The following is a 22,408-nucleotide window of genomic DNA, read 5'->3' as shown; positions in this document are numbered from 1 at the left end:
CATGCAGAACACACCACACACTATCGACCAAGACGAGACCGAGTACGGACTCGACGGAATCGACACGCTAGACGACGTGCTGACCGCGGACCGCTGGGCCGACGCCGGGCGGGAACTGCTCGCCAAGATCCTCCGGGAGTTTACCTACGAGGACATCCTCGAGCCGGAACGGATCGCGGACGACTCGAACGACCCGGCTGCCTACTCGACGGAGTGGAGCACTTACGAAGTCGACCTCGAGGGAACGCGCTATCGCTTCGAGGCCGTCGAGCGGTTCTGGGACAGCCTCAGCGTTCGCGTCGACTCGATCGAACGTGACGCGGGCGACGGGTTCGAACCCGCCGACGATCCGCTGCAGTTCGTCGTCGACCTCGAGCCGACGATCGACATGGACTCGATCACGGCCAGTCACCTCGTCCGCGAGTACACGAACACGCTGCTCGCGGACGCCCACATCGACGCCGAGAACGCCGACAACGGCGGGGATGGCAGCTCAACCGACGACGGTAAATCGGTCCTCGACATGTCCTACCCCGAGATCGAGGGCGAGATGACCGGTCACCCGTGGCTCACGTTCAACAAGGGCCGGGTCGGCTGGGGGTACGACGACTACCGCGACTACGCGCCCGAGCGCGGCGAGTCGATCCGGCTCTCGTGGTGTGCCGTCTCGCGCGAGGCCGCCGAGTTCGTCAGCGTCGAGGGGCTCGATCACGAGGCGCTGCTCGAGTCGGAACTCGGGAACCGGTACGACCGGTTCCGCGCGGAACTCGAGGGCCGCGACCTTGACCCCGACGAGTATCTCTTCTTGCCGGTCCACGACTGGCAGTGGGAGAACGCCATCGTGCCGCTGTTCGGCAGAGAGCTCGCGACGGACGACATCGTCCCGCTGGGCGAAGGGCCGGACGACTACCTGCCCATGCAGTCGGTCCGAACGCTCGTCAACGCCGACGAGCCGGCGAAGCACAACGTCAAGCTCCCGATGCAGATCATCAACACGCTCGTCTGGCGGGGGCTGCCCGGCGAGCGGACCGAAGCCGCGCCGCTGGTCACGGAGTACGTCAAGGACGTGCGGGACTCGGATCCGTTCCTGCGCGAGGAGTGCGAGGTCGTCCTCCCCGGCGAGATCGCTGGCGTGAACTTCGATCACCCGACGTTCGACGCGCTCGAGGCCCCGGCCTATCAGTACAACGAGCTGCTGGGGTGTGTCTGGCGCGAGAGCGTCACGGACCTGATCGACGAGGGCGAGCGCGCGATGACCCTCTCCGCGCTACTGCACGTCGAGGACGGCGAACCCGTGATCTCGAAGCTGGTTGAGCGCTCCGACCTCGAGCTCTCCGAGTGGCTCGACGAACTGTTCGCCACGATGCTCCCGCCGCTGTTGCACTACCTCTATCGGTACGGAACCGCCTTCTCGCCCCACGGCGAGAACACGATCCTCGTTCTCGAGGACGACCGGCCGTCGCGGCTCGCCGTCAAGGACTTCGTCGACGACGTCAACGTGGCCGAAGCGCCCCTCGAGGAACTACAGGGGCTTCCGGAGGATCTCGAGGACGTGTTGCTGTCCGTGCCGCCGGAGGAACTGCGCCTGTTCGTCGTCTACGGCCTGTTCGTCGGCGTCTATCGGTACCTCGCGGACCTGCTGGCCCGCCATCACGACTACCCCGAAGAGCGCTTCTGGGAGCAGGTCCGGGACGCCGTCAAGGACTACCACGCGCAGTTCCCCGAACTCGAGGACCGGTTCGAACTGTTCGACCTGCTCGAGCCGACGGTCCCGAAGCTGACCCTGAACCGCAACCGGATCGTCGACATCGGCTACGGCGACCGCCCCAAGCGCCCCCACGCGGTCGAGCACGGCACCGTTCCGAACCCGCTGTACGAGGTCCGTCCTGAGCGGTAACGGCACCAGCAACGCGCTTCGAGATCGGCAGCGACGATCGGGAAAAGAGAACGCGGCTCTCGATTTTGGTTGCCGCCGGAGACGAGCGGCGTCAGTCGTCTTCGGTCGTCGTCTTGTCCACGTCGAGGTCGCCCTGGTAGATCTCCGCGCCGTCCTGTGCGACCTTCTCGGCCAGCACCGCACACTTGACTCGCATCGGCGAGATGTCGACGCCGAGCATGTCGATCACGTCGTCGCGATCCATCTCGTGGAGTTCCTCGAGGGTCTTGCCGGCGAGTTTCCCCGAGAGCATGCTGGCGGAGGCCTGACTGATCGCACAGCCGTCGCCTTTGAACGCGACCCGCTCGATCGTCTCCTCGTCGTCGTCAAGGACGACGTCCATGCGAATCTCGTCGCCGCACATCGGGTTTTCGCCGATGTGGGTGAAGGTGGGATCCTCGAGTTCCCCGTAGTTACGGGGGTTCTTGTAGTGGTCGAGGATCTGCTGTCGGTACATATCGGAGCCCAGTCCCATCGTTGGAAACGGATAGGTGAGTGAATTGTAAAAGGGTTCCGGGGGGCGACACGGGCGGTCACGTCACCTTCTGCGGCGTCAGTATCCGCCCGCGATGTCCGGACTCCGACGGTCCGGTTAGCGGTCACTGGACTCGGATTCATCGAGCGTGGCAGGAGGTTGTCGGTTCGTCCGAGCAGGTACGGAAGACGAGTCGACAGGGTACTACGCCGGCTTCTGCACGATCGCGAACCAGAAGTCCTCGATCGACTGCACGAACTCGACGAAGTCCTCGGGTTCGACCGGCTTCTGAATGTAGGTGTCCGCCTCGAGGCCGTGGGACTGAACGATCTTCTCGCCGGCGTCCGAACTCGTGAGCACGACCACTGGGATCCCGTCGAGCGTCGGCTCGTTTTTCAGTTCCGAGAGGACGTCGATCCCGCTCTTCCCGGGGAGCTGTGGCTCGAGGAGGATGATGTCCGGGCGCGGTTCGTCCGTATACTCGTTTCGCTGGCGGACGAAATCCAGCGCGGACTGCCCGTCGGAGACGGTGTGGATGGTGTTCAGGAGTTTCGCGTCCGTGAACTTCTCTTCGAAGAGCCGACTGTCGCCGGGGTTCGGTTCGACCAAGAGGATATCGATCGGTTCGTCCACCTGTTCGTCTTCCGTAGTCATCTGCACCAGTTATCGTATCCGGAGGTAAAACGCCGATGTAATCTCCAGTGAACAGTCCGTTTTCTCGATGCTGTGAGAGCGTGTTTCCAAAAGAGGGGTGCTCACTTCGGTCGCGAAGACATCATCGACAGCTCCTCGCAGTCAGTGTTCGCTTACGCGAACAGCTGACGCGCGTCGTCGATGGCGTCGACCAACTTGTCGACTTCTTCTTTCGTGTTGTAGACGTAGAAAGACGCTCGAGCCGACGCGGCGACGCCCAGCTTGTCGTGGAGCGGCTGGGTACAGTGGTCGCCAGCGCGGATCGCGACCGCGTGGTCGTTCATGATCGAGGCGAGGTCGTGGGCGTGGACACTCTCGAGGTTGAACCCGACGAGTCCGCCGCGTTCCGGCCCCGGTTCGGGGCCGTAGACCTCGACGTCCGGTTCCGCGGTCAGCCGGTCGTAGGCGTAGCGGGCGATCTCCTCCTCGTGGGCCTGAATGCGCTCCATGCCGATCTCCTCGAGCCAGTCGATCGCGGCGACGAGGCCAACGGCCTCGGCGATCTGAGGGGTCCCGGGCTCGAATTTCCAGGGGAGGTCGTCCCACGTCGAGTCCTCGAAGGTGACCTTGCGGATCATGCCGCCGCCGTAGAGGTAGGGCTGCATCTCCTCGAGCAGGTCCCGCTTGCCGTAGAGCGCGCCGATGCCGGTGGGACCGGACATCTTGTGCCCGGAGAACGCATAGAAGTCGGCGTCGATGGCCTCGACGTCGACGGGCCGGTTGGGGACGGCCTGTGCGCCGTCGATGAAGGCCAGCGCGTCGTGGTCGTGGGCGATGTCGACCAGTTCGGAGACCGGGTTGACGGTGCCGAGGGTGTTCGAGACGTGGACCGCCGAGAGCATCGCGGTGTCGTCGGTGATGCACTCGCGGGCGTGGTCCATGTCGAGGCGGCCGTCTTCCGTGACCCGAATATACTTCACGTCGGCACCGGTGCGCTTGCCGATCTGTTGCCACGTGACCAGCGAGGCGTGGTGTTCCATCTCGGTGAGGACGATCTCGTCGCCGGGGCCGAGTTCGTTCAGGCCCCACGAGTAGGCGACCAGGTTCTCCGCCTCGGTCGTGTTCTTGGTGAAGATGACTTCCTCGCGGCCGCCGCTCGCGCCGATGAACTCGGCGACGCGGTCGTGGGCCTCCTCGTAGGCGACCGAAGCCTCCTGGCTCAGGTGGTGGATGCCGCGGTGGACGTTGGCGTTGAACTCCCGGTAATAGTCGCTCATCGCATCGACAACCGAATCGGGCGTCTGCGTCGTCGCCGCGTTATCGAGATAGACGAGTTGCTCGCCGTTGAACTCCCGCTGGAGGATCGGGAACTCCTCTCGGATCGCCCCGACATCGAGCGACTCGAGGTTCTGTTGACTCATTGGTGAGTACCACGGACCGCACACAAAACACTCCTTCGGTCCGAACGTGGCCGATTTTTCCGGAATCGCGTCGAACCGGCTCCGCTTGCCTCCGCGAGCGGAGCCGGACGACGGAGCGGGTGCTACTCGAGCGCGAAAACGGAAGGGGTGGAGTGGGGAGGGGAGGATGGGGATGGGGAGGTCAACGGCAGGGGGGGAGTGGTGGGGGTACCCTGGTGGGTGCCCTGCCGCAATAGGGACTTGGAGAGCGTCGGGGAAACCGGTATCTCCAAACAAGTTTGGTATCCGCCAGTCGGACAGCAAGTAACTACTGGCCGTGACTCGACTCGGACCGCAACCCGTGGGAGTCACTGCGACGCGTTACGTCGGCGGATCGGTAAAGAGCGAGGGCTGTGTGTTCCGAAGCAGGAGTGCCGTGTACCGCGCGTACAGCCACGCGACGGCGTTGAACAGGTGGAGGACGACGAGACCGACGAGGACGCCGACCGCCGAGACGGCCAGTGCCGCGCCGAGCGAGTCGACGTACAGCGAGATCAGTTCGCCGTCGGCGACCGAGAGCGTGACCGGGGCGATGTCGATGATCCAGCCGTCGTGTTGGTACGTGAGTTCCGGGACGAACTCGATCGGGTCGCCGATGTGGATACCGACCAACTGGTTCCGGTAGTGCAGCGGCGCGGCGACCAATGCGTACGTAAACGCAGCCCCGAAGGCGAGCAGAACGAACGAGGCAATTCCGAGCACGAATTTACTGAACAGGTACCCGACGCCTTTCCACGTCCCCCGATCGAAGACGAGTCGGCGAACCCGCTCGCGGATGCTCGTGGCCGGCTCGGACAGCGGAATCTCGAGCGCGAGCAACCGATCGGCGAGGACCCGCTCGAGGGCGGTCAGTTCGATCGAGGCCAACAGGACGATAGCGACGAGCGGGCCGCCGATACACAGCAGGACCAGCAACAGCGGAATCCCGGCGAAAAGCAGCGCGAGCGGCTCCGAGACGGCCATATCAATGAACGCGAATCCGAGCCCGATCGGGATCGCCGCGCCGGTCACGAGGACGGTGAAGTAGCCGATCCCGAGCGGGAACGACAGCAACAGGTACGCGATGTTGGCGTAGGTCTGCTTACGGGCGACGACGCCGAAAAACCAGCGGCTCCACGCCCGAAGGCGGTCGAAAACGGTTCCAACGGTGTCGAGTGACGATGACGTAGGCGTTGATTTCATGTCGAATCAGGCCTCCTGAACGAGCGGACGATCGCGAGCAGTCCGAGCAGATGACAGACGGTGACGACGAGCAACACCGACGCGTCGGTCGCGTCGGTCGCCTGGTCGAACGCATGGGAGAGCGCGAACGGGACGACGGTGAGGAAGGCGACGCCGACGGCCAGAAACAGCATCGGCCGGCTATCGTTGCGGGTATAGCCACGGTAGGCCGTCCACGCCACGACGGTGCCGAGCGCGGCACTGGCCAGGCCCGCAAAGAAGATCGTCGTCGTCTCGTCGAGACCGAGCACCGTCGACATCGCCATCTCGAGGACGGCAGTTGGGTCGCCGCCGAGTCCGCCGACACTCGCACTCATCTCCTCCACCTCGAGCGCGTTGGGCGCGCCGTGGTCGACCGGTCGTACCTCGATATCAGAGGGCCGCACCTCGATGTCATGGCCGGCCGTAGACCGTATAGAGGATCGCCACGAGGCCGGCGATCTCGCTGCTGCTCGCGAGAACGGTCGTCGTCACCGACGACGCACCGAGCAGCGTCGGCAACAGGAACCGAAGGACCGTCGGCACCGCGGCGAGCAGCGAGATGCCGAGCGCGAGCCAGAGCAACGAAGGCCGGCGGGCGTCCCGGTAGCCGTCGTAGGACCGCTTTGCGATCCAGCAGGCGATCACGAACGCGGTCGCCTGTCCGAGGAAGACGGCGACGGCGATCGTCGTCGACCCACCCTCGCTCTCGACCGTCTGCAGTAGGGGTCCGAACATGGCGATCACAGGTCCTCGAACAGCCGGGTAAACCGGTCGGCCGGATCTTCGTCGCGGCGGTACACGTCCATCTCCATCGAGCCCTCGGCGATCTCGATCGCCACGTGCTCGAGTCGCGTGCTGTAGGTCTTGTAGTGGTGTCCATCGGGATCGAGCTCTTGGTACTCCTCGAGGAACCCTTGGTCCGCGAGCCGCTCGATCCGCCGGTAAATCGTCGGCGGCGACGCGTTACAGCGGTCGGTGAGTCGGTCGACGGACATCGGTTCCTCGCTGGCGGCGATGAGGATGCGACGCGCATACTCGTCTTCGAGCAAGGCGAGCACTTCTCGGTCCTCATCGTCTGGCATTGCGTCGTTCGTATGACAGGACGATATAAAAGACCCCACAATTTCCCGCGGTGAAATCGTGGCCCGTGGATTATACAGCGGGATGGTGAAGGGGTTCTCGAGATGTCCGCGATTGAAATATCCGGCTTGACGAAGGAGTACGGCGACCTCACGGCCGTCGACGACCTCGACCTCACCGTCGACGACGGCGAGGTGTTCGGCTTTCTCGGCCCGAACGGAGCGGGGAAGTCGACGACGATCAACATGCTGCTGGATTTTACCCGTCCGACGGCGGGGTCGGCGACGGTGCTCGGCTACGACGCACAGGCGGAATCGGATTCGATCAGTCCTCGCGTCGGCGTGCTCCCGGAGGGGTTTGACATCTACCCGCGGCTGTCGGGGCGACGCCACATCGAGTTCGCGGCCAAGACGAAAGCCGCCGACGACGATCCCGAGGCGATCCTGCGCCGAGTCGGGCTCTCGGCCGACGACGCCGACCGCCCGGCCGGCGACTACTCCAAGGGGATGCGCCAGCGGCTCGCGACCGGCATGGCGCTGGTCGGCGACCCTGACCTGCTCATCATGGACGAACCCTCGACCGGGCTCGACCCCCACGGCATCCGCGAGATGCAAGACCTCGTCCGCAGCGAGGCCGAACGCGGCACGACCGTCTTCTTCTCGAGTCACATCTTAGAGCACGTCGAGGCGGTCTGTGACCGCGTCGGCGTCTTGAACGAGGGGCGACTCGTCGCCGTCGACACGATAGATGGTCTCCGCGAGGAGATCGGCGGCGGCGCGACGATGACGCTGACGCTCGCCGATGGGACGGCCGAGGCACGGGAGGTCGCCGGCTCGGTCCCGGGAGTAACCGAAGTCACCGCGTCCGGGCGCACGCTCGAGTGTACGATCACCGATCCGGCGGCGAAAGCCGAGGTCGTGACCGCGCTCGCGGGCGCGGGGACGACGATCGAAGACGTGCGGATCGAAGAGGTCTCCCTCGAGTCGCTGTTCACCGCGCTGACCAACGGCGACGAGGCCGACGCGGCGGGCGATGCCGAGGGGATCGGTGCCGGCGGGCCGGAGACGGAAACGGAGGTGGCCCGATGAGTTCGCACATCCCGATCGTCGCGCGCAAGGAGTTCGACGACGCCGGCCGGTCGAAGCTCCTCTGGTCGCTGATCGGACTGCTCGTCGGCCTCGTCGTGATCGGCTACACCGCGATCTGGTACACGGTCGACGATGTGACCGCGGCCGAGGCGCTCAGCTTCGTCGGGACGCCGCTGCAGGTAATCATCCCAATCGCGGCGCTGATCGCCGGCTACATGGCCGTCGTCGGGGAGCGGCGCTCGGGGAGCATCAAGCTCCTGTTGGGGCTCCCGCCGAACCGGACCGACATCGTCTTCGGCAAGCTGCTCGGCCGCACGGCCGTCGTCGGGCTCGCCGTCGGCCTCGCCTTCCTCGTCTCGCTCGTCCTCGGGGCCGTCTTCTTCGGCTCGGTCCCGTTCGTCGACTGGCTCGGCTTCGCCGCGGTGTCGGTGCTCTTTGGAACGACGTTCGTCGGACTCGCCGTCGGCGTCTCCGCCGGTGTCGCCACGCGGGGAAAATCGATGGCCATCGTCGTCGGGCTGTACATGGTGTTCGTCGCCCTCTGGGAACTGCTCACCGCCGGGCCGTACTACCTCATCTACGACGAAGGACCGCCGGTCGAACCCGAGACGTGGTATCTCGTTCTCGACCAGTTCAATCCGATCTTCGCCTACACCAATCTGGCCAACACCATCGTCGAGGGCTCGATCTTCCCCTTCCAGTTCCAGTACGGACTGCAGTCGACGGAAGCCTACGGGCTGACCCCCGCCGAGCGCTATCCGGGCGACGCGCCGTTCTACCTGCAGGACTGGTTTGGCGTCGTCGTCCTGCTGTTCTGGCTCGTCGTGCCCGTCGCGATCGGCTACTATCGGTTCCAGCGAGCGGATTTGTAGGTCACTCGAGTCGAGTGCGAAAAATCAATCGCCGGCACTCGCGGCGCGGTCGGGCCGCCTTAGGACATCCGCAGCAACTGCGCGTGCAGCGTCTGGCCCACCTCGAGGACGTTCGCCTCGTCGACGAACCCCTCCTCGACGGCGAGTTCGACGGCACGGGTGCCGACGATGTTGGCGACCGCTGCCCGGGCGAGGCTCTCGACCACCGCGTTCTCGTCGACCGTCTCGCCGCCGTAGAACTCCTCGGTGACGGTCAGGGAGAGGTCGTCCTCCTCGAAGGTCTCGCCGAGGACGTCCTCGTCGCAGACGGCGACCAGCAGCCCTTCCTGTGTCTCGCGTTCGTTGACGATCATCCGATTACTCGCGTTCCCGCTCGCTCTCGTCCTCGTCGTCGAGATCGATGCCGAGGTCGGCGACGCCGAGGTCGTCCAAGCCGATGTCACCCCCGCGAGGCGACTGGCCGCCCATGCCGCGGCCGCCGGCACCGGCACCGCCGCGTCCAGCACCACCGCGACCGGCTCCAGCACCGCCGCGACCGCCGCGTCCAGCGCCAGCGCCGCGGCCGGCCCCGGCACCACCAGCGCCCTGGCCTTGGCCGTACATCTCTTCGCGGTCGTCGATCATCTCCTGTTCGGCCTGCTCGCGCATCTCGTTCGCCTCCTCGGCGATCTCTTCGGCCTCGTCGAACTCGCCGAGTTCCTCAAGGATCTCGGCTTTCGTCTCGAGGACCTTGGCGTTGCGCAGCCCCAGCCGGATCGCGTTGTCGACGCAGTTCAGCGCCTCCTCGGAGAGGCCGCGCTCCGAGAGGAAGAAGGCGCGGTTAAACCAGCCCGCGGCGAAGCGCTCGTCGATCTCGATGGCCTTCTCGGCGTGCTCTAAGGCCTCGGTCGTCTCGCCGAACTCCCAGAGGGCGTAGGCGAGGTTTGTCTCGGCGGTCGCGGCGTGCTCGCTCGAGTCGTCGATCCGCAGGGCCTCGCGGTGAGCACCGATGGCCTCGTCCCACTCCTCGAGTTCGCCGTGGGCGACGCCCTTGTTGACCCACGCCTCCTGCTCGAGTTTCTCGTCCTCGGCGTAGCTGGCAGTCCGGTCGAAGGCGTCGGTGGCCTGCTCGTAGCGGTTGATCTGCATGTAGTTCAGGCCGACATCGAGCAGTTCGCTGGCGTCGACCTCGTCCTGGTCGATGTTATGCTGGTCGAGCGTGTCGGTGACGACGCGGGAGTCGACGGGGTCGACCTTCGACGGGTCGACGCCGAGTTCCGGCGGATCCAGATCGAAATCGTCGTACGGATCGCCGAATCCCTCTCCTTCGGAGAAGTGATGGTCGCTGTCGTCGTCTCGGTCAGTCATTATCCGAATGTGGCGGTGACGACTGTTAAGGCCTGCGACCCGGGTAGCACCGCGTTGTGTCGGCGTTCGGATCGGCCGCCGAGAGCACTTACACCCGCCCGCCGAGGCGTCTGGTGACGCCCCGTAACGACTGTGTTACTTCCGCCGGGTGGGGAAGCCCGAGCCGATACCGAACCCGGTCCTGCCGTTTGAGCGGCTCGAACACCGCGGGTTCCTCGAGGTCCCAGATCGCCGCCCGGTCCCGGACCCCGCGGCGCTCGAAGATGGCGTTCGCCGCGCGCCGGCCGGCTTCTGCGGCCGACTCCATCGAAGCAAGATCCGAGTTCGTCCGCACGTAGTCACTTGCCAGCGTGAGATTCCCCACGCCGACATCGGCCGGCGGCCGGTTGCGCAGCGAGCCCACGGTGTTGATCAGCAGCGGCGAGCGGTTCTCGACGCCGGCAGCGTCGACGGCTGCGCCGTCTGCTCGTTGCGTCTCCGACGCAACGCTTTCCACGATCGACGGATCGAGGAACCACTCGACGAGCATGTCGTCGCGCAATCGGTCGTCGGGCCCGTTCAGATGAACCTTCAGTTGCGCCCAGATCTCCTCGGCAATTTCCTCGCGCGTACACGCTCGAGCCGGCTTCTCGTGGACGATACCCGGCGTGTCCCAGTCCGAAGCGATCACCGAGAGGACACCCTCGACCGCGTCGGGGCCGCGGTTCTCGAGGTCGACGTCGGTCCAGAACTGCCGCTGTGAGATCGAGGTCAGCGCCCACGGGGAATCGGTGTAGACCTGATGGCCACGAGTCAGTTCGACGTCGTCGGTGAGATAGAACTGGATCCCGTTCATCCACGCCGTCTCGAGCCGGTCGATCCGAGCCAGTTCGGGTGCGGCCCGTCCCAGTTCCGGCGTGACGAAGTCGGGGGCGACCTCGACCGGCACCGCGAGGACGTAGTCGTCGGCCGTGACTGTCTCCCCGCCCGCCAGCGTGGCACCCGTGATCCGCCGGCCGTCGAACTCGAGCCCTCGTGCAGGGGTGTTCGGCCGGAACTCGACGCCGAGACCCTCGAGGTAGTCGAGCCACGGTTCGATCCACGCCTCCGACGTCGGCGCGTTCAAGACGCGCTCGGTCGGCGAGGTCGGATCGAGCTGGCCGAACAGCAACTGCAGGTAGATTGCGCCGACCGTGCGGGCGCTGCCGACCTGCGGCCGGAGCGCGACGAGGGCCTGCGTGGCGTAGGCGAGCCGGTCGCGGAACGCCTGCGAGCGGTGCTCGGCGTCGATGAACTCCCACCACGAGACATCGTCGAGTTCGCCCTCCCGGCGATCGTCGCACGCGGTCAGCAGGTAGAGGAGTCGCTCGAGCAGGAAGCGAACGTCCTCTCGAGGCAGGTCCTCGGCGAACGCGGGGCGAAGCGCCTCAAGCCAGCCCCGCACCGTGTCGGGCGTGCGCGTCTCGGCGATCCGGCTCGGTCCCGTCGAACTCGCGATCAGCGTCGCCTCGGTCTCGACGAGGTTGTCCGCGACGGTTCCAGTGCCGTCCGGAATCCGCTCCATCGTGTCGATGACGTGCCGGTAGAACGCCAGAAAGAACCGGAAGCCGTGTTCGCCGTGTAACGCGGTCGGCTCGTCCGCGATCGGCATCGATCGGGCCTTCCCGCCGAAGCGGTCGTTCGCCTCGAAGACGGTCACCGCGAACCCGCGCTCGGCGAGTTCCTGCGCCGCGGAGAGCCCGCCGATTCCGCCGCCTAGGACGACAACGTCGGTCATTGACTGTGCTCGGCACGCGACGGAAATAACGGGCGTCCCTAACCATGAATCGAGTGTCTACCCTGCCGTCGTTGGAGACGAACCGCCGCCCCCGTTACCCTTGAGTACGCCGCTCACGAGCACTCGCGTATGCGACTGTTCGTCAGCGTCGACCTGCCCGACGACCTCGCGGAACCGGTCGCCGACCTGCAAGACGAGTTCGCCGACGCCAGCGGACTCACTTTCACCGACCCCGAGCAGGCCCACATTACGATGAAATTCCTCGGGGACGTCGAGGAGGACCGACTGCCCGCGCTCGAGCGGGAACTCGCCGCCGCCGTCGAGGATGCGGATATCGACCCCTTTTCCGTTCGCTACGGTGGGCTGGGCGTCTTTCCGAGTCCCGACTACATCAGCGTCGTCTGGCTGGGTGTCGAACAAGGTGGCGAGGAACTCACGCGGCTCCACGAGGCCATCGAAGAGCGGACGACGGCGATGGGGTTCGACGCCGAGGATCACGACTTCACCCCTCACGTCACGCTCGCGCGGATGGAACACGCCGGCGGGAAGGAACTGGTCCAGGAACTCGTCCGGGAGCGCGATCCGACGGTCGGCGAGACGCGAGTCGAGGAACTCCGCCTGACCGAGAGCACGCTCACGGACGAGGGACCGGTCTACTCGACGGTCGAATCGTTCCCGCTCGAGTGACGGAGTCCCCCTCCGTTCGCCACGCCCGTCTGTTTCTAGCAGAGCGACAGTCTCCCGAATGTGACCATTACCCCGCCGCTCCGGGCGATAGTCAAGAAATACAGACCGGGGTATCAAGACGGCGTTCGGCGTAGCGAATCCGGTACCATGGGCTCCGGACTCGAGGATGGGCCGACCGAGCGCGCAGGCGGTCGGTGGCGGGTCACTCGGCGGGAGGCCCTCGCCGCGGTCGGCGGCGCGGCGCTCGCCTCGTCGGTCGGCGCATCGGAGACGGCGATCGATCGCGGCGACGCGCCCGTTCGCATCCGGGTCTATCCCGGCCATGTACCGCTGCAGGCCCGACTGCGGTACGGCCTCGAGGAACTGCGTCGCGACTGGCCGCCCCCGCTTCGCGACGCGTTTTCGGCCATCGACGCGGCATTCGACCAGGTGCTCGCGTACGCCGGCGAGCGCGCACGGCTCGAGTCCCTCGAGATCAGTGTCGAGCGCGGCGATCCGATCCGGTTTCCGCCCTCGGAGACGCCGCTGTCGACCGACGCCGTGCTGCCCTCGCTTGAGGGACTGCTCGACCGGTTTCGCGGGCGGTTGCGGAAACGCGACGCGCTCACCGGCCGGGCCTGTCACGCCCTCCTGTGCTGGTCGCCGCTGAATTACCGGATCGGATACGGGGGAACACTGTCGCCGAACTCTCTTACCGGCGTGACCGCCGACAGCGACGGCGATGACGAACGGGCAAGCGGCGACGCACAGACGGTCGCCAACGTCGGCGCGACCGAGGTCTGGGACTCCAGGGCGGTGACACGGAATATGGCGATCCACGAGACGATTCATACGTTTCTCCCGGACGATATCGTCGAGTCGATCGGTGAGGCATACTGCGATCACGAGCTCGGGACGGCAGTTCGGACCGATGCGAACACGCTGGAGGTGTCGCCGATCGCGACCGCCTACGCCGGCCCGGACCGGATCGGCGGCGGCACCCGTTTTCACGGTACCGGCTGCTGCGATCGGAGCCGGTTCGTTCGCCACGATGGCACCGACGGCATCGAAAACTGGACCTACACGACCGAACTCAGCGACGCCACGTGCGAGGGGGTTACCCGGTTTCTCGAGCGGCGATTCGAGCCCTGAGACCGCTCTCGTGGGCGATCCGATCGCGATTTCGCCGGCGATTCGGCCCGATCGGTCGCCGTTTCGCCCCGCTGCCCCTGCAAGATGGACAAGATTTTAAGCCAGCACGGGCTACGTCGGGCTACTATGGGTAAGAAATCGAAGGGCAAGAAGAAGCGACTTGCCAAACTCGAGAATCAGAACAGCCGCGTGCCTGCCTGGGTTATGATGAAGACGGACATGGAAGTCCAGCGGAACCCGAAGCGACGCAACTGGCGGCGTAACGACACCGACGAATAACGATGAGTGCAAGTGATTTCGAGGAACGTGTCGTCACCGTTCCACTGCGAGACGTCAAGAAGGGAGCCAACCACGAGGCCGCCGACTACGCGATGCGCCTGGTCCGCGAGCACCTCGCGAAACACTTCGCGGTCGACGAGGACGCCATCCGTCTGGACCCCTCGATCAACGAGGAAGTCTGGTCGAACGGGCGCTCGAACCCGCCGCGAAAGCTGCGCGTCCGCGCAGCCCGCTTCGACGAAGAGGGTGAAGCCGTCGTCGAGGCCGAGGTCGCAGACTAAACTTGCAGCGCCTCGCATTCGCCGGGTCGGCCTACGTCGGCGTCTTCGCCCGTGCGACCGACTCGTGCGTACTCGTTCGCCACGACGTCGACGACGACGTTGCCGCCGACCTGTCCGACGAACTCGAGGTGCCCGCCATCCAGACGACCGTCGGCGGGTCCTCGACGGTCGGCGCGCTAGCTACGGGTAACGAAAACGGGCTGCTCGTCAGCTCTCGAGTCCTCGAGTACGAACGCGAGGCCCTCGAGGAATCGGTCGAGGTACCCGTCACCGAGTTGCCGGGCAACATCAACGCCGCCGGCAACGTCGTGCTCGCGAACGACTACGGGGCCTACGTCCATCCGGACCTGCCCCGCGAGGCGACCCAGATCGTCAAGGACACGCTCGAGGTGCCGATCGAACGCGGCGACCTCGCCGGAGTCAGGACCGTCGGTACCGCCGCGGTGGCGACGAACACCGGCGTGCTCTGTCACCCGAAAGCGACCGACGAGGAACTCGACGTCCTCGAAGACGCCTTAGACGTCCGAGCCGACGTCGGCACGGTCAACTACGGCGCGCCGCTCGTCGGCTCCGGGCTGATCGCAAACGAGGCCGGCTACGTGGTCGGCGAGGACACGACCGGGCCCGAACTGGGCCGGATAGAAGACGCGCTGGGCTATCTCGACTGAGTCGCTGCCGGTCGATTTCTCGGCGGCGTCCGTTTCTCGGCGTGATCCGTACTCCGACTCGAGCGGCATCGCTCGCCGCGGGCGGCGACACCCACGCCGGCTCCCGGTTTGGGGACTGAACCCGATTCGCTTGCTCTCGATTTCTCCGCTCCTTATCGCTGCTCGAACCGGTGTAACATGACCTCGCTGTCGTCGTCCCACTCGAAGTCCTCGTGGGCGCGCTCAAGCAGTCGCTCGTAAGCCTCCAAATTCTCCATCCCTTCGGCCCGTGCGTCCTCGTCGGTCAGATCCCCGAGCGTGCGCTCGCGGATGTCGGTCACTTCGAAGATCGTCCCGTCGATCGCGAACGTATCGCCTTCCTCGGCGTACTGGTGGCCGCGGTGGATCTGTGTGACCTCCCCGTCGACGACCTGACTCTGCATTCGATCGCTCGGCAACAACTCGCCGGGCTCGAGTTCGCTCATGCTCCCGGCTTCGATCCGGCGCGGTAAAATCGTTGAGCCTCCGCTCGTCGGGAAACCGGCGACCGGAGCAGGTCTCTCGACATCCCGTGGAGGATACGGCCCTCCGAATGGGAAGGGAAGATTCTTCCGACTGCCTGCCGGATGGAGAGACATGAGTCAATTTACGGTCAGTGGTCGGTTCAAGAGCCGCGACGGCTTCGCGGAATTCGAGACGTCGATCGACGCCGAAAACGAGAACGTCGCCCGCGAACACACCTACACCCAGCTCGGCAGCCAGCACGGGCTCAAGCGTACCGAAATCGAACTCGAGGAGGTAACCCAACAATGAGTCAGCAGCAACTACAGCAACTGTCCCAGGAGCTTCAGGAGCTCGAAGAACAGATCGAAGGCCTTCAGGCGAACGTCGAGGCCGTCCAGCAGGAGAAGACCGAAGTCGACGAGGCCATCGAAGCGCTCGGCTCGCTCGAGACCGGCTCGACGGTGCAGATGCCCCTCGGCGGCGGCGCGTACCTCCGAACGACGATCGAGAACATCGACGAGGTCATCGTCGATCTCGGTGCCGATTACGCCGCGGAGTTCGAGGAAGACGACGCCGTCGACGCCCTCGAGAACAAGAAAGAGCACCTCGACGACCAGATCGACGAACTCAACGAGGAGATCGCCGAACTCGAGACCGAGAGTAGCGAGCTCGAGCAGCAGGCCCAGCAGCTCCAACAGCAGGCGATGCAACAGCAGATGCAGGGCATGGGCCAGGGCCAGCCCGACGAATAACGCGGCGTAGGGACTCCCATCGATACCCATGTTCGACAACCTGAAGGACAAGCTCGGTAGCTTCCGCGACGACGCGGAAGAAGCCGCCGAGGAGAACGTCGAGGAAGTCGACGAGGACGACCTCGAGGACGAGGAGCTCGAGGCGGTCGAGCCGGACACAGCGGCGGCCTCGGCGGACGCGGAAGCGACCGATACTACCGCTCAACCGGCGGCGGCCGAGTCCGCCGACTCGGCGGCCCAGGCGACGGCCGACGTGGAACCGGAGACGGAGTTAGAGTCCGACTCCGAACCGGAATCAGAGACGGGAGCGACGACCGAGTCTGCGACCGCGGATGCAGCCGAGTCTGCGGGGCAGGAACCGGCGGCCGATTCCGATTCCCTCGAGTCCGACGAAGCGGAGCCGTCCGCGGCGGACGTATCCGACGCGGAGGAACCCGATGCGGCGGCTCCCGACGAAGCCAACGAGGCTGAGGAAGTCGACGAGACCGAGGACGACGCCGATGACGGCGGACGGACCGGGATCGGTGCTCGAGCGCGATCCCTCTTTTCGGGCTCGTCGGACGACACAGAGACGGAGACGGACGACGAGACTCCGGACGAGGAGCCGGCCGAGACGCCCGCCGTCGACGAGGCGGCCGCCGAGACGGCGACCGCGGACGACGCGTCGGCCGACACGGCGACGCCCAGCGAGCCGACTCCCGACGAGACGGCGACCGACGATGTCGCGGCCGACGACGAGCCGTCGCCCGACACCGCGGCTGCCGACGCAACCGAGGAAGCCGACGACGGCAGCACCGGCTTCGGTGCCAAGGCCAAATCCCTCGTCAAGGGGAAGTTCGTCATCGAGGAGGAGGACCTTGAGGGCCCGCTCCACGAACTCGAGATGGCCCTGCTCTCGAGCGACGTCGAGATGGGCGTCGCCGAGGAGATCCTCGACAACATCCGCGACGAACTGGTCGGCGAGACGCGGACGTTTACGACCTCGACCGGCGAGGTCGTCGAGGAGGCGCTGCACAACGCGATCTACGACGTGATCAGCGTCGGGCAGTTCGACTTCGACGAGCGCATCGCAATCGAGGACAAGCCCGTGACCATCATCTTCACCGGCGTCAACGGCGTCGGGAAGACCACCTCGATCGCCAAGATGAGCCGCTACTTCGAGGAACGGGGCTACTCGACGGTGATGGCAAACGGCGACACCTACCGCGCCGGGGCCAACGAGCAGATCCAAGAACATGCCGACGCGCTCGACACGAAGTGTATTAGCCACGAGCAGGGCGGCGACCCGGCGGCGGTACTGTACGACGCCGTCGAGTACGCCGAGGCAAACGACATCGACGTCGTCCTCGGCGACACGGCGGGTCGGCTCCACACCAACGAGGGCCTGATGGACCAACTCGAGAAGATCGGCCGCGTCGTCGACCCCAACATGACGCTGTTCGTCGACGAGGCCGTCGCCGGACAGGACGCGGTCAATCGCGCCCGCGAGTTCAACGACGCCGCCGAAATCGACGGCGCGATCCTGACGAAAGCCGACGCCGACTCCAACGGCGGTGCGGCCATCTCGGTCGCCCACGTCACCGGGAAACCGATCCTGTTCCTCGGCGTCGGACAGGGCTATGACGACTTAGAGCGGTTCGACCCCGACGAGATGATCGACCGGCTGCTGGCCGACGAGGACTAGCGCCCAGTCCCGTCAACGGTCCGTGATTTCAGAAGACACTTATTATCCGTCTGAGAAGTTGTCGTATGAACCGCCCTCGCTCTCGGCGAACGCTTCTCGCGTCGATAGCGACGACCGCAGCGGTCGGGACGGGCGGGTTCGAGTACGACTCGAGCGGCGTGTCCGGGACGGATCTCGCGGACGGACTCGTCCCCGCGGACCAATACGAGTGCAGCGACGTCGATCGCCCCGAACCCGACCCGACGACCGACGAGGACGCACTCGAGCCTCGAGCGTACCCGTCGCCACCGTGGAAGACGAGTGCCGGCGAGGACGGCAAGTCGCCGGAAAGCGTGTCGTCGCTGGTGTACGGTGCGAGCCGGTACGTGACGGCGTTCGAACGAGCGTATCGACGGAACGCGTTTCTCGACCGGTACCAGTCCGCGACGCGAACCTTCGACCTGCAGCGAACGGGATATCGAACGATCCCGATCGAATCGGAGACGAACCGAGAGGCCGTGTTGGTAGCGCTCCGGTACGACCTGACAATGGAGACGCAACCAAACGCCGTCACCCCGCGCGACGAGTGGAACATCCGGGTCACCTACTATCTCGATGAGCGGCTGCTGCTCCGAGCGCGGTACAACGGCGTGACCGAGGGGCTGGCGGTCGATCCCGACCCACGTACCCAGGGCGACCTCGTCGCGTGTTTCGACTGAGGGCTCGCGCAGTCAGTGTGGTCCGTCGTTACAGGTCATTGTTGCCGGAATAATCGACGCATATATCACCGGCAGTGGTCCTCGAGGGCGCGTTCCCACGTCTGCCGGCGGTTTTTCGTCGGCACCGTCGTCGATAGCCGAATGATGGGGTAATATTTTCCGGTGAAAACGACCAACGTCATGATTCGCCGAGTTACGGGGGTGTATAGGTGTGGGGTGGTATTACCCGCTAAACAATGGGCCTTCAAAAGAGCACGCAGAACGCCGAAAGCGTAGGTACTTCCGGCTCCGCACGAACCACGAGGTGGTTCGCGTGAATACGACGGAACAATACAAGCAGAACAAGCACCCGCTCGACGTTATCGACGATGTCTACGACTACGCCGACGAGGAGCTCTCCTTCGAGGAAATCGAGGAGCGCGCCGGCGGCGGCGAGTGGGAGCGTCTGAAGTGGGCCGGCATGTACGCCCAAAAGCAGGAGGGCTACTTCATGATCCGGACGAAGGTCCCCGGCGGGAAGCTCACGCCGGAGCAGGCAGAAGTGATCGGCGAGGTCACCGACGACCTCGCAGTCGCCCCCGAGGAGTACGGCGGCGAGGAACAGAACGAGCTCTGGGGCGACGCCTACCTCGACATCACGACCCGACAGGACATCCAGAAACACTGGATCCGCGTCGAGGACGTGCCCGAGATGTGGGAGCGCTACGACGAGGTCGGCCTGACGACGGTGCAGGGCTGCGGTGACTCGGCCCGAAACGTCCTCGGCTGCCCCGCGGCCGGGCTCGACGACCACGAGTGTTTCAACGCACAGCCAGTCATCGAGGCGGTCTCTGACTTCTTCACCGAGAACCGCGAGTACGCCAACCTCCCGCGGAAGTTCAAGATCACGATCACCGGCTGTGCCCACGACTGCGCGCAGTCCCAGATCAACGACGTCGGGCTCGTCCCGGCGAAGAAGGAGATCGACGGTGAGTACCTCTACGGCTTCCACGCCCGCGTCGGCGGCGGCCTCTCCGACGGCCCGCGAATGGGTTCGGAACTCGACGTCTTCATCCGACCCGAAGACACCGTCGAGTTCTGCCGCGCCGTCGCCCAGACGTTCAAGGAACTGGGCGACCGCAACAACCGCGGCGTCTGCCGCATGCGGTACCTCGTCGAGCAGATGGGCCCCGAGAAGTTCGAGGAAGCCGTCCGCGACCGCTGTCAGATCGACCTGCCCACCGGCGGCGAGAACCTGACCGTCGGCTACCAGAGCGACCACGTCGGCGTCCACGAGCAGAAACAGGACGGGCTCAACTACGTCGGCTTCAACGTCATCGCCGGCCGCATGGGCGGCGACGAGTTCGCCGCGGCGGCCCGGGCCGCCGAGAAGTACGGGACCGAGGACGCCTCCGTCCGCCTCGCAACCGATCAGAACTTCCTGATCACCCACATCCCCGACGAGAACGTCGACGACCTGCTGGCCGAACCGTTCGCACAGGAGTACAGCCCCGATCCGGGGCCGTTCTCCCGCGGCGCGGTCGGCTGTACGGGCAACGAGTTCTGTAACTACGCCATCATCGAGACCAAAAAGCGCACCAAGCGCTGGGCCCGCGAACTCGATGACCGCATCGACGTGCCCGACGACATCGAGTCCATCCGGATGCACATGTCCGGCTGCTCGGCCTCCTGTGCCCAGCCCCAGATCGCGGACATCGGTTTCCGGGGCGAGACGGTCAAACTCGAGGACGAGAACTCCACCAACGCCGAGGGCGACAACATCGTCGAAGGGATGGACTTCGGCCTCGGCGGCTCGCTCGGTGCCGACAACGAGTTCCTCGACTGGGTCGAGAGCGCCGTCCCCGCCGACGCCGTGATCCCGGCCCTCGAACAGCTGTTCGAGGCCTACTCCGCGGACCGCGACGACGAAGAGGAGTTCTACGAGTGGTGTCGCGGCGTCGACAACGGGCAGCTTCGGTCGATCATGCAAGACGCGGACGCGCCGGTCGCACGAGGTGTTGCTCATGGGGATTAACGGCGAGGACGAACGCCGCTTCCCCCGCGTTCCCGACTCGGACGACGATGACGACGCGGTCATGGTCCCCGACGCCGGCAGCGGTGGATCTCGCTCTCGAGAGGGAACGGACCACGCTCGAGAGGGCGCAATCGCGACGGACGGCGGTGCCGACGGTGCGAGCGGCGAGAGCTGCTCGCCGGACACCTGTACCTGCGGCGAGAAGACCGCTGAACCGGCGGCCGAATCGACCGGCGACAAGCCCGTCGCCACCGACGGAGCAGGCGTCGCCAACGTCGACGAGATGGGCGAACTCGGCGACCTCGAGTTCACCGAGCCCGCCGAGGACGTCAGTCAGGACGTCTACGACGACTCGCCGGATACCCGCGTCGGGATTCCGGACGGCGTCGACCTCGAGACGCCGGAGTACTCGATTCGATCGCGGATGAACGACATCGAGACGCCGGACGAGAAGACCTGGTTCATGGAACTGGACGAGGCCGTCATCGACGAGGGGCGGTGTATCCAGTGTGGGACCTGTGTCGCCGCCTGCCCGTCGGACTCGATCGGCATCGGCGACGACGGCCACCCGGAACTGGTCAAGATGTGTACCGGCTGTTCGATGTGTTGGGACTTCTGTCCCCGCGGCGGCCTGCGCTACGAGCGCCAGTGGAAGATCACCGGCGGCGAGGACAACGTCAAGGGCGCGGGCGACCCGATCACGGAGTTCTCCGCGAAGGTCGAGGACGACTGGACCGATCAGGCCCAGGACGGCGGCGTCGTAACCGGCATCCTCTCGACGCTGCTCGAGGAGGGCGAGATCGACGGCGCGCTCGTCGCGACCGAGAGCGACGAACAGGAGTGGAAAGCCGAGAGCTACCTCGCGACCACGACCGAGGAACTCATCGAAAACGCCGGCACCGTCTACAACCAGACGATGGCGCTTGGCAACCTCGACCTCGGCCAGTGGGAGCACAAGCTCCCCGACAAGTCCTGGGACGAACTCAGCATCGCGATCGTCGGCACGCCGTGTGAGATCGAGGGCATCCGCGCCCTGCAGGACTTCGAGTGGGACTATCAGGGCCACGAGGAGGGCATCCGCGCGGTCGACTACACGATCGCGCTGATGTGTACGAAGAACTTCAACTACCACAGCCTCATGGGCGAGCAGTTGGAGGAACAACGCGGCATCTCGCCGTCGGAGATCGGCAAGATGGACGTCCTCAACGGCAAGATGATGGTCTACGACCACGAGGGCGAGATGATCGTCGAGGAAGACATCGAGAACTTCCACGACGCCGCGCTCAAGGGCTGTGACGAGTGTGCCGACTTCACCGGCTTCTGTTCGGACATCACCGTCGGCTCCGTCGGCTCCGCCGACGACTACTCGAGCGTCATCGTCCGCACCGAGCAGGGGATGGACGCGTGGGAGCTGACCGAGTCCAAGCTCGACTACCACGACCTCGAAGACAAGTCCGCGGTCGGCAAGCTCCAGGGATGGGACAAGAAGAAGGCCTTCGAGAGCCTCGAGCGTCCCTTCGACCCCGACGCGCCGCGATTCATCGAGTACACCGACCACGCCGAGAACTACGGGACGACGCTGAACCCGCACGACGACGGTCACTAACGGTCGACCAACGGCCGCGTCGCCTCGGTTTCAGTTTCGGACACGATTTTTGCGTCGCTGGAAGCAGCCGAAGACACTTCAGTACTTGTCAACTATATTCCAGTATGCGCGTTCCAGTGAGTCGACTCGGCGTTCTGGGAATCCTCGGAATTATCGGTGTCTGGACGAACGAGCCAGCGCTGTACGGCCTCTTCGCGCTGTTCGTGCTCTTCGCCAGCGACCGGACCATCCGGCTCCCGATCGGCGACGACGAAACGACTGAGTGACGCCGCGAG

At 65.4% G+C, this 22,408-nt stretch carries 26 protein-coding genes; 15 read left to right on the top strand and 11 right to left on the bottom strand.

Features of this window, described 5'->3' with window-relative positions:
• The first annotated feature begins 1 nt into the window (after nt 1).
• Entirely contained in the window at nt 2–1,897 is a 1,896-nt protein-coding gene (locus tag C489_RS15035; RefSeq protein WP_006432168.1) for an IucA/IucC family protein, read from the top strand.
• 91 nt (nt 1,898–1,988) lie between these two features.
• Here the strand turns inward: C489_RS15035 and sufU are convergent, their stop codons facing one another.
• The 7 genes from sufU to C489_RS15000 form a co-directional block, all read right to left on the bottom strand.
• Nucleotides 1,989–2,411 carry a Fe-S cluster assembly sulfur transfer protein SufU gene (sufU, locus tag C489_RS15030; RefSeq protein WP_006432167.1) on the bottom strand — a complete coding sequence of 141 codons (423 nt, stop codon included), beginning with the start codon at nt 2,409–2,411 and terminating at the stop codon, nt 1,989–1,991.
• A 204-nt stretch (nt 2,412–2,615) separates the two neighbouring features.
• A complete protein-coding gene (locus C489_RS15025) occupies nt 2,616–3,065 on the bottom strand; it encodes a response regulator (RefSeq protein ID WP_006432166.1) in 450 nt (149 codons plus the stop codon).
• Between the two features lie 152 nt (nt 3,066–3,217).
• The gene (locus tag C489_RS15020) at nt 3,218–4,465 is read right to left on the bottom strand and encodes an aminotransferase class V-fold PLP-dependent enzyme (RefSeq protein ID WP_006432165.1); all 1,248 of its coding nucleotides are present in this window, start codon (nt 4,463–4,465) and stop codon (nt 3,218–3,220) included.
• A gap of 360 nt (nt 4,466–4,825) precedes the next feature.
• Nucleotides 4,826–5,686, bottom strand: a complete 861-nt coding sequence (locus C489_RS15015) for a sensor domain-containing protein (protein ID WP_006432164.1) — start codon at nt 5,684–5,686, stop codon at nt 4,826–4,828.
• Nucleotides 5,683–6,111, bottom strand: coding sequence for a DUF7521 family protein (locus C489_RS15010; protein ID WP_006432163.1), 429 nt, complete (start codon nt 6,109–6,111; stop codon nt 5,683–5,685). The genes C489_RS15015 and C489_RS15010 overlap by 4 nt, the downstream gene beginning before the upstream one ends.
• Before the next feature lie 7 nt (nt 6,112–6,118).
• On the bottom strand, nt 6,119–6,442 hold the full coding sequence (locus C489_RS15005) for a DUF7521 family protein (protein WP_006432162.1): 324 nt from the start codon (nt 6,440–6,442) through the stop codon (nt 6,119–6,121).
• Nucleotides 6,443–6,447: 5 nt separating this feature from the next.
• Entirely contained in the window at nt 6,448–6,789 is a 342-nt protein-coding gene (locus C489_RS15000) for an ArsR/SmtB family transcription factor (RefSeq protein ID WP_006432160.1), read from the bottom strand.
• A 102-nt stretch (nt 6,790–6,891) separates the two neighbouring features.
• Between C489_RS15000 and C489_RS14995 the strand changes: the two genes are divergently transcribed.
• Complete coding sequence (locus C489_RS14995; protein ID WP_006432159.1) at nt 6,892–7,875, top strand: ABC transporter ATP-binding protein; 984 nt, start codon at nt 6,892–6,894, stop codon at nt 7,873–7,875.
• Entirely contained in the window at nt 7,872–8,747 is an 876-nt protein-coding gene (locus tag C489_RS14990; protein WP_006432158.1) for an ABC transporter permease subunit, read from the top strand. Before C489_RS14995 ends, C489_RS14990 begins: the two co-directional genes overlap by 4 nt.
• Before the next feature lie 59 nt (nt 8,748–8,806).
• On the opposite strand, the gene C489_RS14985 is transcribed toward C489_RS14990, so the two are convergent.
• From C489_RS14985 to C489_RS14975, 3 genes are all read right to left on the bottom strand, one after another.
• Complete coding sequence (locus tag C489_RS14985; protein ID WP_006432157.1) at nt 8,807–9,100, bottom strand: DUF424 domain-containing protein; 294 nt, start codon at nt 9,098–9,100, stop codon at nt 8,807–8,809.
• A 4-nt stretch (nt 9,101–9,104) separates the two neighbouring features.
• Entirely contained in the window at nt 9,105–10,094 is a 990-nt protein-coding gene (locus C489_RS14980; protein WP_006432156.1) for a tetratricopeptide repeat protein, read from the bottom strand.
• An 88-nt stretch (nt 10,095–10,182) separates the two neighbouring features.
• Complete coding sequence (locus tag C489_RS14975; RefSeq protein WP_006432155.1) at nt 10,183–11,850, bottom strand: hydroxysqualene dehydroxylase; 1,668 nt, start codon at nt 11,848–11,850, stop codon at nt 10,183–10,185.
• Between the two features lie 129 nt (nt 11,851–11,979).
• Here C489_RS14975 and thpR point away from each other — a divergent pair, with 129 nt between their 5' ends.
• From thpR to C489_RS14950, 5 genes are all read left to right on the top strand, one after another.
• Nucleotides 11,980–12,537 (top strand): RNA 2',3'-cyclic phosphodiesterase, encoded by a 558-nt coding sequence (thpR, locus tag C489_RS14970; RefSeq protein ID WP_006432154.1) that lies wholly within the window; start codon nt 11,980–11,982, stop codon nt 12,535–12,537.
• 147 nt (nt 12,538–12,684) lie between these two features.
• Nucleotides 12,685–13,668, top strand: a complete 984-nt coding sequence (locus tag C489_RS14965; protein ID WP_006432153.1) for a hypothetical protein — start codon at nt 12,685–12,687, stop codon at nt 13,666–13,668.
• Nucleotides 13,669–13,794: 126 nt separating this feature from the next.
• Nucleotides 13,795–13,947 (top strand): 50S ribosomal protein L39e, encoded by a 153-nt coding sequence (locus tag C489_RS14960; protein WP_004267621.1) that lies wholly within the window; start codon nt 13,795–13,797, stop codon nt 13,945–13,947.
• A gap of 2 nt (nt 13,948–13,949) precedes the next feature.
• Entirely contained in the window at nt 13,950–14,228 is a 279-nt protein-coding gene (locus C489_RS14955; RefSeq protein WP_006184873.1) for a 50S ribosomal protein L31e, read from the top strand.
• A 2-nt stretch (nt 14,229–14,230) separates the two neighbouring features.
• Nucleotides 14,231–14,896: a translation initiation factor IF-6 gene (locus C489_RS14950; RefSeq protein ID WP_006432152.1), complete on the top strand. Its 666-nt coding sequence runs from the start codon at nt 14,231–14,233 to the stop codon at nt 14,894–14,896.
• 152 nt (nt 14,897–15,048) lie between these two features.
• On the opposite strand, the gene C489_RS14945 is transcribed toward C489_RS14950, so the two are convergent.
• Nucleotides 15,049–15,360: an ASCH domain-containing protein gene (locus tag C489_RS14945; protein WP_006432151.1), complete on the bottom strand. Its 312-nt coding sequence runs from the start codon at nt 15,358–15,360 to the stop codon at nt 15,049–15,051.
• A 151-nt stretch (nt 15,361–15,511) separates the two neighbouring features.
• Here C489_RS14945 and rpl18a point away from each other — a divergent pair, with 151 nt between their 5' ends.
• The 7 genes from rpl18a (at nt 15,512) to C489_RS21915 (ending at nt 22,399) form a co-directional block, all read left to right on the top strand.
• Nucleotides 15,512–15,688: a 50S ribosomal protein L18Ae gene (gene rpl18a, locus C489_RS14940; protein ID WP_006432150.1), complete on the top strand. Its 177-nt coding sequence runs from the start codon at nt 15,512–15,514 to the stop codon at nt 15,686–15,688.
• Nucleotides 15,685–16,131, top strand: coding sequence for a prefoldin subunit alpha (pfdA, locus tag C489_RS14935; RefSeq protein WP_006432149.1), 447 nt, complete (start codon nt 15,685–15,687; stop codon nt 16,129–16,131). The genes rpl18a and pfdA overlap by 4 nt, the downstream gene beginning before the upstream one ends.
• A 28-nt stretch (nt 16,132–16,159) precedes the next feature.
• The gene (gene ftsY, locus C489_RS14930) at nt 16,160–17,815 is read left to right on the top strand and encodes a signal recognition particle-docking protein FtsY (RefSeq protein WP_006432148.1); all 1,656 of its coding nucleotides are present in this window, start codon (nt 16,160–16,162) and stop codon (nt 17,813–17,815) included.
• Between the two features lie 65 nt (nt 17,816–17,880).
• Complete coding sequence (locus C489_RS14925) at nt 17,881–18,513, top strand: hypothetical protein (protein WP_006432147.1); 633 nt, start codon at nt 17,881–17,883, stop codon at nt 18,511–18,513.
• Between the two features lie 313 nt (nt 18,514–18,826).
• Nucleotides 18,827–20,527: a nitrite/sulfite reductase gene (locus C489_RS14920; RefSeq protein WP_049890918.1), complete on the top strand. Its 1,701-nt coding sequence runs from the start codon at nt 18,827–18,829 to the stop codon at nt 20,525–20,527.
• Entirely contained in the window at nt 20,517–22,133 is a 1,617-nt protein-coding gene (locus C489_RS14915; RefSeq protein ID WP_006432145.1) for a Coenzyme F420 hydrogenase/dehydrogenase, beta subunit C-terminal domain, read from the top strand. Before C489_RS14920 ends, C489_RS14915 begins: the two co-directional genes overlap by 11 nt.
• Before the next feature lie 104 nt (nt 22,134–22,237).
• Complete coding sequence (locus tag C489_RS21915) at nt 22,238–22,399, top strand: hypothetical protein (protein ID WP_160163645.1); 162 nt, start codon at nt 22,238–22,240, stop codon at nt 22,397–22,399.
• Nucleotides 22,400–22,408 lie beyond the last annotated feature (9 nt).

This window comes from Natrinema versiforme JCM 10478, assembly GCF_000337195.1.
Classification (GTDB): domain Archaea; phylum Halobacteriota; class Halobacteria; order Halobacteriales; family Natrialbaceae; genus Natrinema; species Natrinema versiforme.
The sequence above is the reverse complement of the archived record's forward strand: the minus strand, read 5'-3'. Positions and strand labels throughout refer to the sequence as shown.

Bases quoted from the DNA above. Each gene is read 5' to 3' on its own strand.
- C489_RS15025 (WP_006432166.1), bottom strand. From the start codon at position 3,065: ATGACTACGGAAGACGAACAGGTGGACGAACCGATCGATATCCTCTTG.
- C489_RS15035 (WP_006432168.1), top strand. From the start codon at position 2: ATGCAGAACACACCACACACTATCGACCAAGACGAGACCGAGTACGGA.
- C489_RS14975 (WP_006432155.1), bottom strand. From the start codon at position 11,850: ATGACCGACGTTGTCGTCCTAGGCGGCGGAATCGGCGGGCTCTCCGCG.
- C489_RS14915 (WP_006432145.1), top strand. From the start codon at position 20,517: ATGGGGATTAACGGCGAGGACGAACGCCGCTTCCCCCGCGTTCCCGAC.
- C489_RS15020 (WP_006432165.1), bottom strand. From the start codon at position 4,465: ATGAGTCAACAGAACCTCGAGTCGCTCGATGTCGGGGCGATCCGAGAG.
- C489_RS21915 (WP_160163645.1), top strand. From the start codon at position 22,238: ATGCGCGTTCCAGTGAGTCGACTCGGCGTTCTGGGAATCCTCGGAATT.
- ftsY (WP_006432148.1), top strand. From the start codon at position 16,160: ATGTTCGACAACCTGAAGGACAAGCTCGGTAGCTTCCGCGACGACGCG.
- C489_RS14965 (WP_006432153.1), top strand. From the start codon at position 12,685: ATGGGCTCCGGACTCGAGGATGGGCCGACCGAGCGCGCAGGCGGTCGG.
- C489_RS14990 (WP_006432158.1), top strand. From the start codon at position 7,872: ATGAGTTCGCACATCCCGATCGTCGCGCGCAAGGAGTTCGACGACGCC.
- C489_RS14945 (WP_006432151.1), bottom strand. From the start codon at position 15,360: ATGAGCGAACTCGAGCCCGGCGAGTTGTTGCCGAGCGATCGAATGCAG.
- C489_RS14980 (WP_006432156.1), bottom strand. From the start codon at position 10,094: ATGACTGACCGAGACGACGACAGCGACCATCACTTCTCCGAAGGAGAG.
- C489_RS14995 (WP_006432159.1), top strand. From the start codon at position 6,892: ATGTCCGCGATTGAAATATCCGGCTTGACGAAGGAGTACGGCGACCTC.
- C489_RS14985 (WP_006432157.1), bottom strand. From the start codon at position 9,100: ATGATCGTCAACGAACGCGAGACACAGGAAGGGCTGCTGGTCGCCGTC.
- C489_RS14925 (WP_006432147.1), top strand. From the start codon at position 17,881: ATGAACCGCCCTCGCTCTCGGCGAACGCTTCTCGCGTCGATAGCGACG.
- C489_RS15000 (WP_006432160.1), bottom strand. From the start codon at position 6,789: ATGCCAGACGATGAGGACCGAGAAGTGCTCGCCTTGCTCGAAGACGAG.
- sufU (WP_006432167.1), bottom strand. From the start codon at position 2,411: ATGGGACTGGGCTCCGATATGTACCGACAGCAGATCCTCGACCACTAC.
- C489_RS15015 (WP_006432164.1), bottom strand. From the start codon at position 5,686: ATGAAATCAACGCCTACGTCATCGTCACTCGACACCGTTGGAACCGTT.
- pfdA (WP_006432149.1), top strand. From the start codon at position 15,685: ATGAGTCAGCAGCAACTACAGCAACTGTCCCAGGAGCTTCAGGAGCTC.
- C489_RS14955 (WP_006184873.1), top strand. From the start codon at position 13,950: ATGAGTGCAAGTGATTTCGAGGAACGTGTCGTCACCGTTCCACTGCGA.
- thpR (WP_006432154.1), top strand. From the start codon at position 11,980: ATGCGACTGTTCGTCAGCGTCGACCTGCCCGACGACCTCGCGGAACCG.
- C489_RS14960 (WP_004267621.1), top strand. From the start codon at position 13,795: ATGGGTAAGAAATCGAAGGGCAAGAAGAAGCGACTTGCCAAACTCGAG.
- C489_RS15005 (WP_006432162.1), bottom strand. From the start codon at position 6,442: ATGTTCGGACCCCTACTGCAGACGGTCGAGAGCGAGGGTGGGTCGACG.
- rpl18a (WP_006432150.1), top strand. From the start codon at position 15,512: ATGAGTCAATTTACGGTCAGTGGTCGGTTCAAGAGCCGCGACGGCTTC.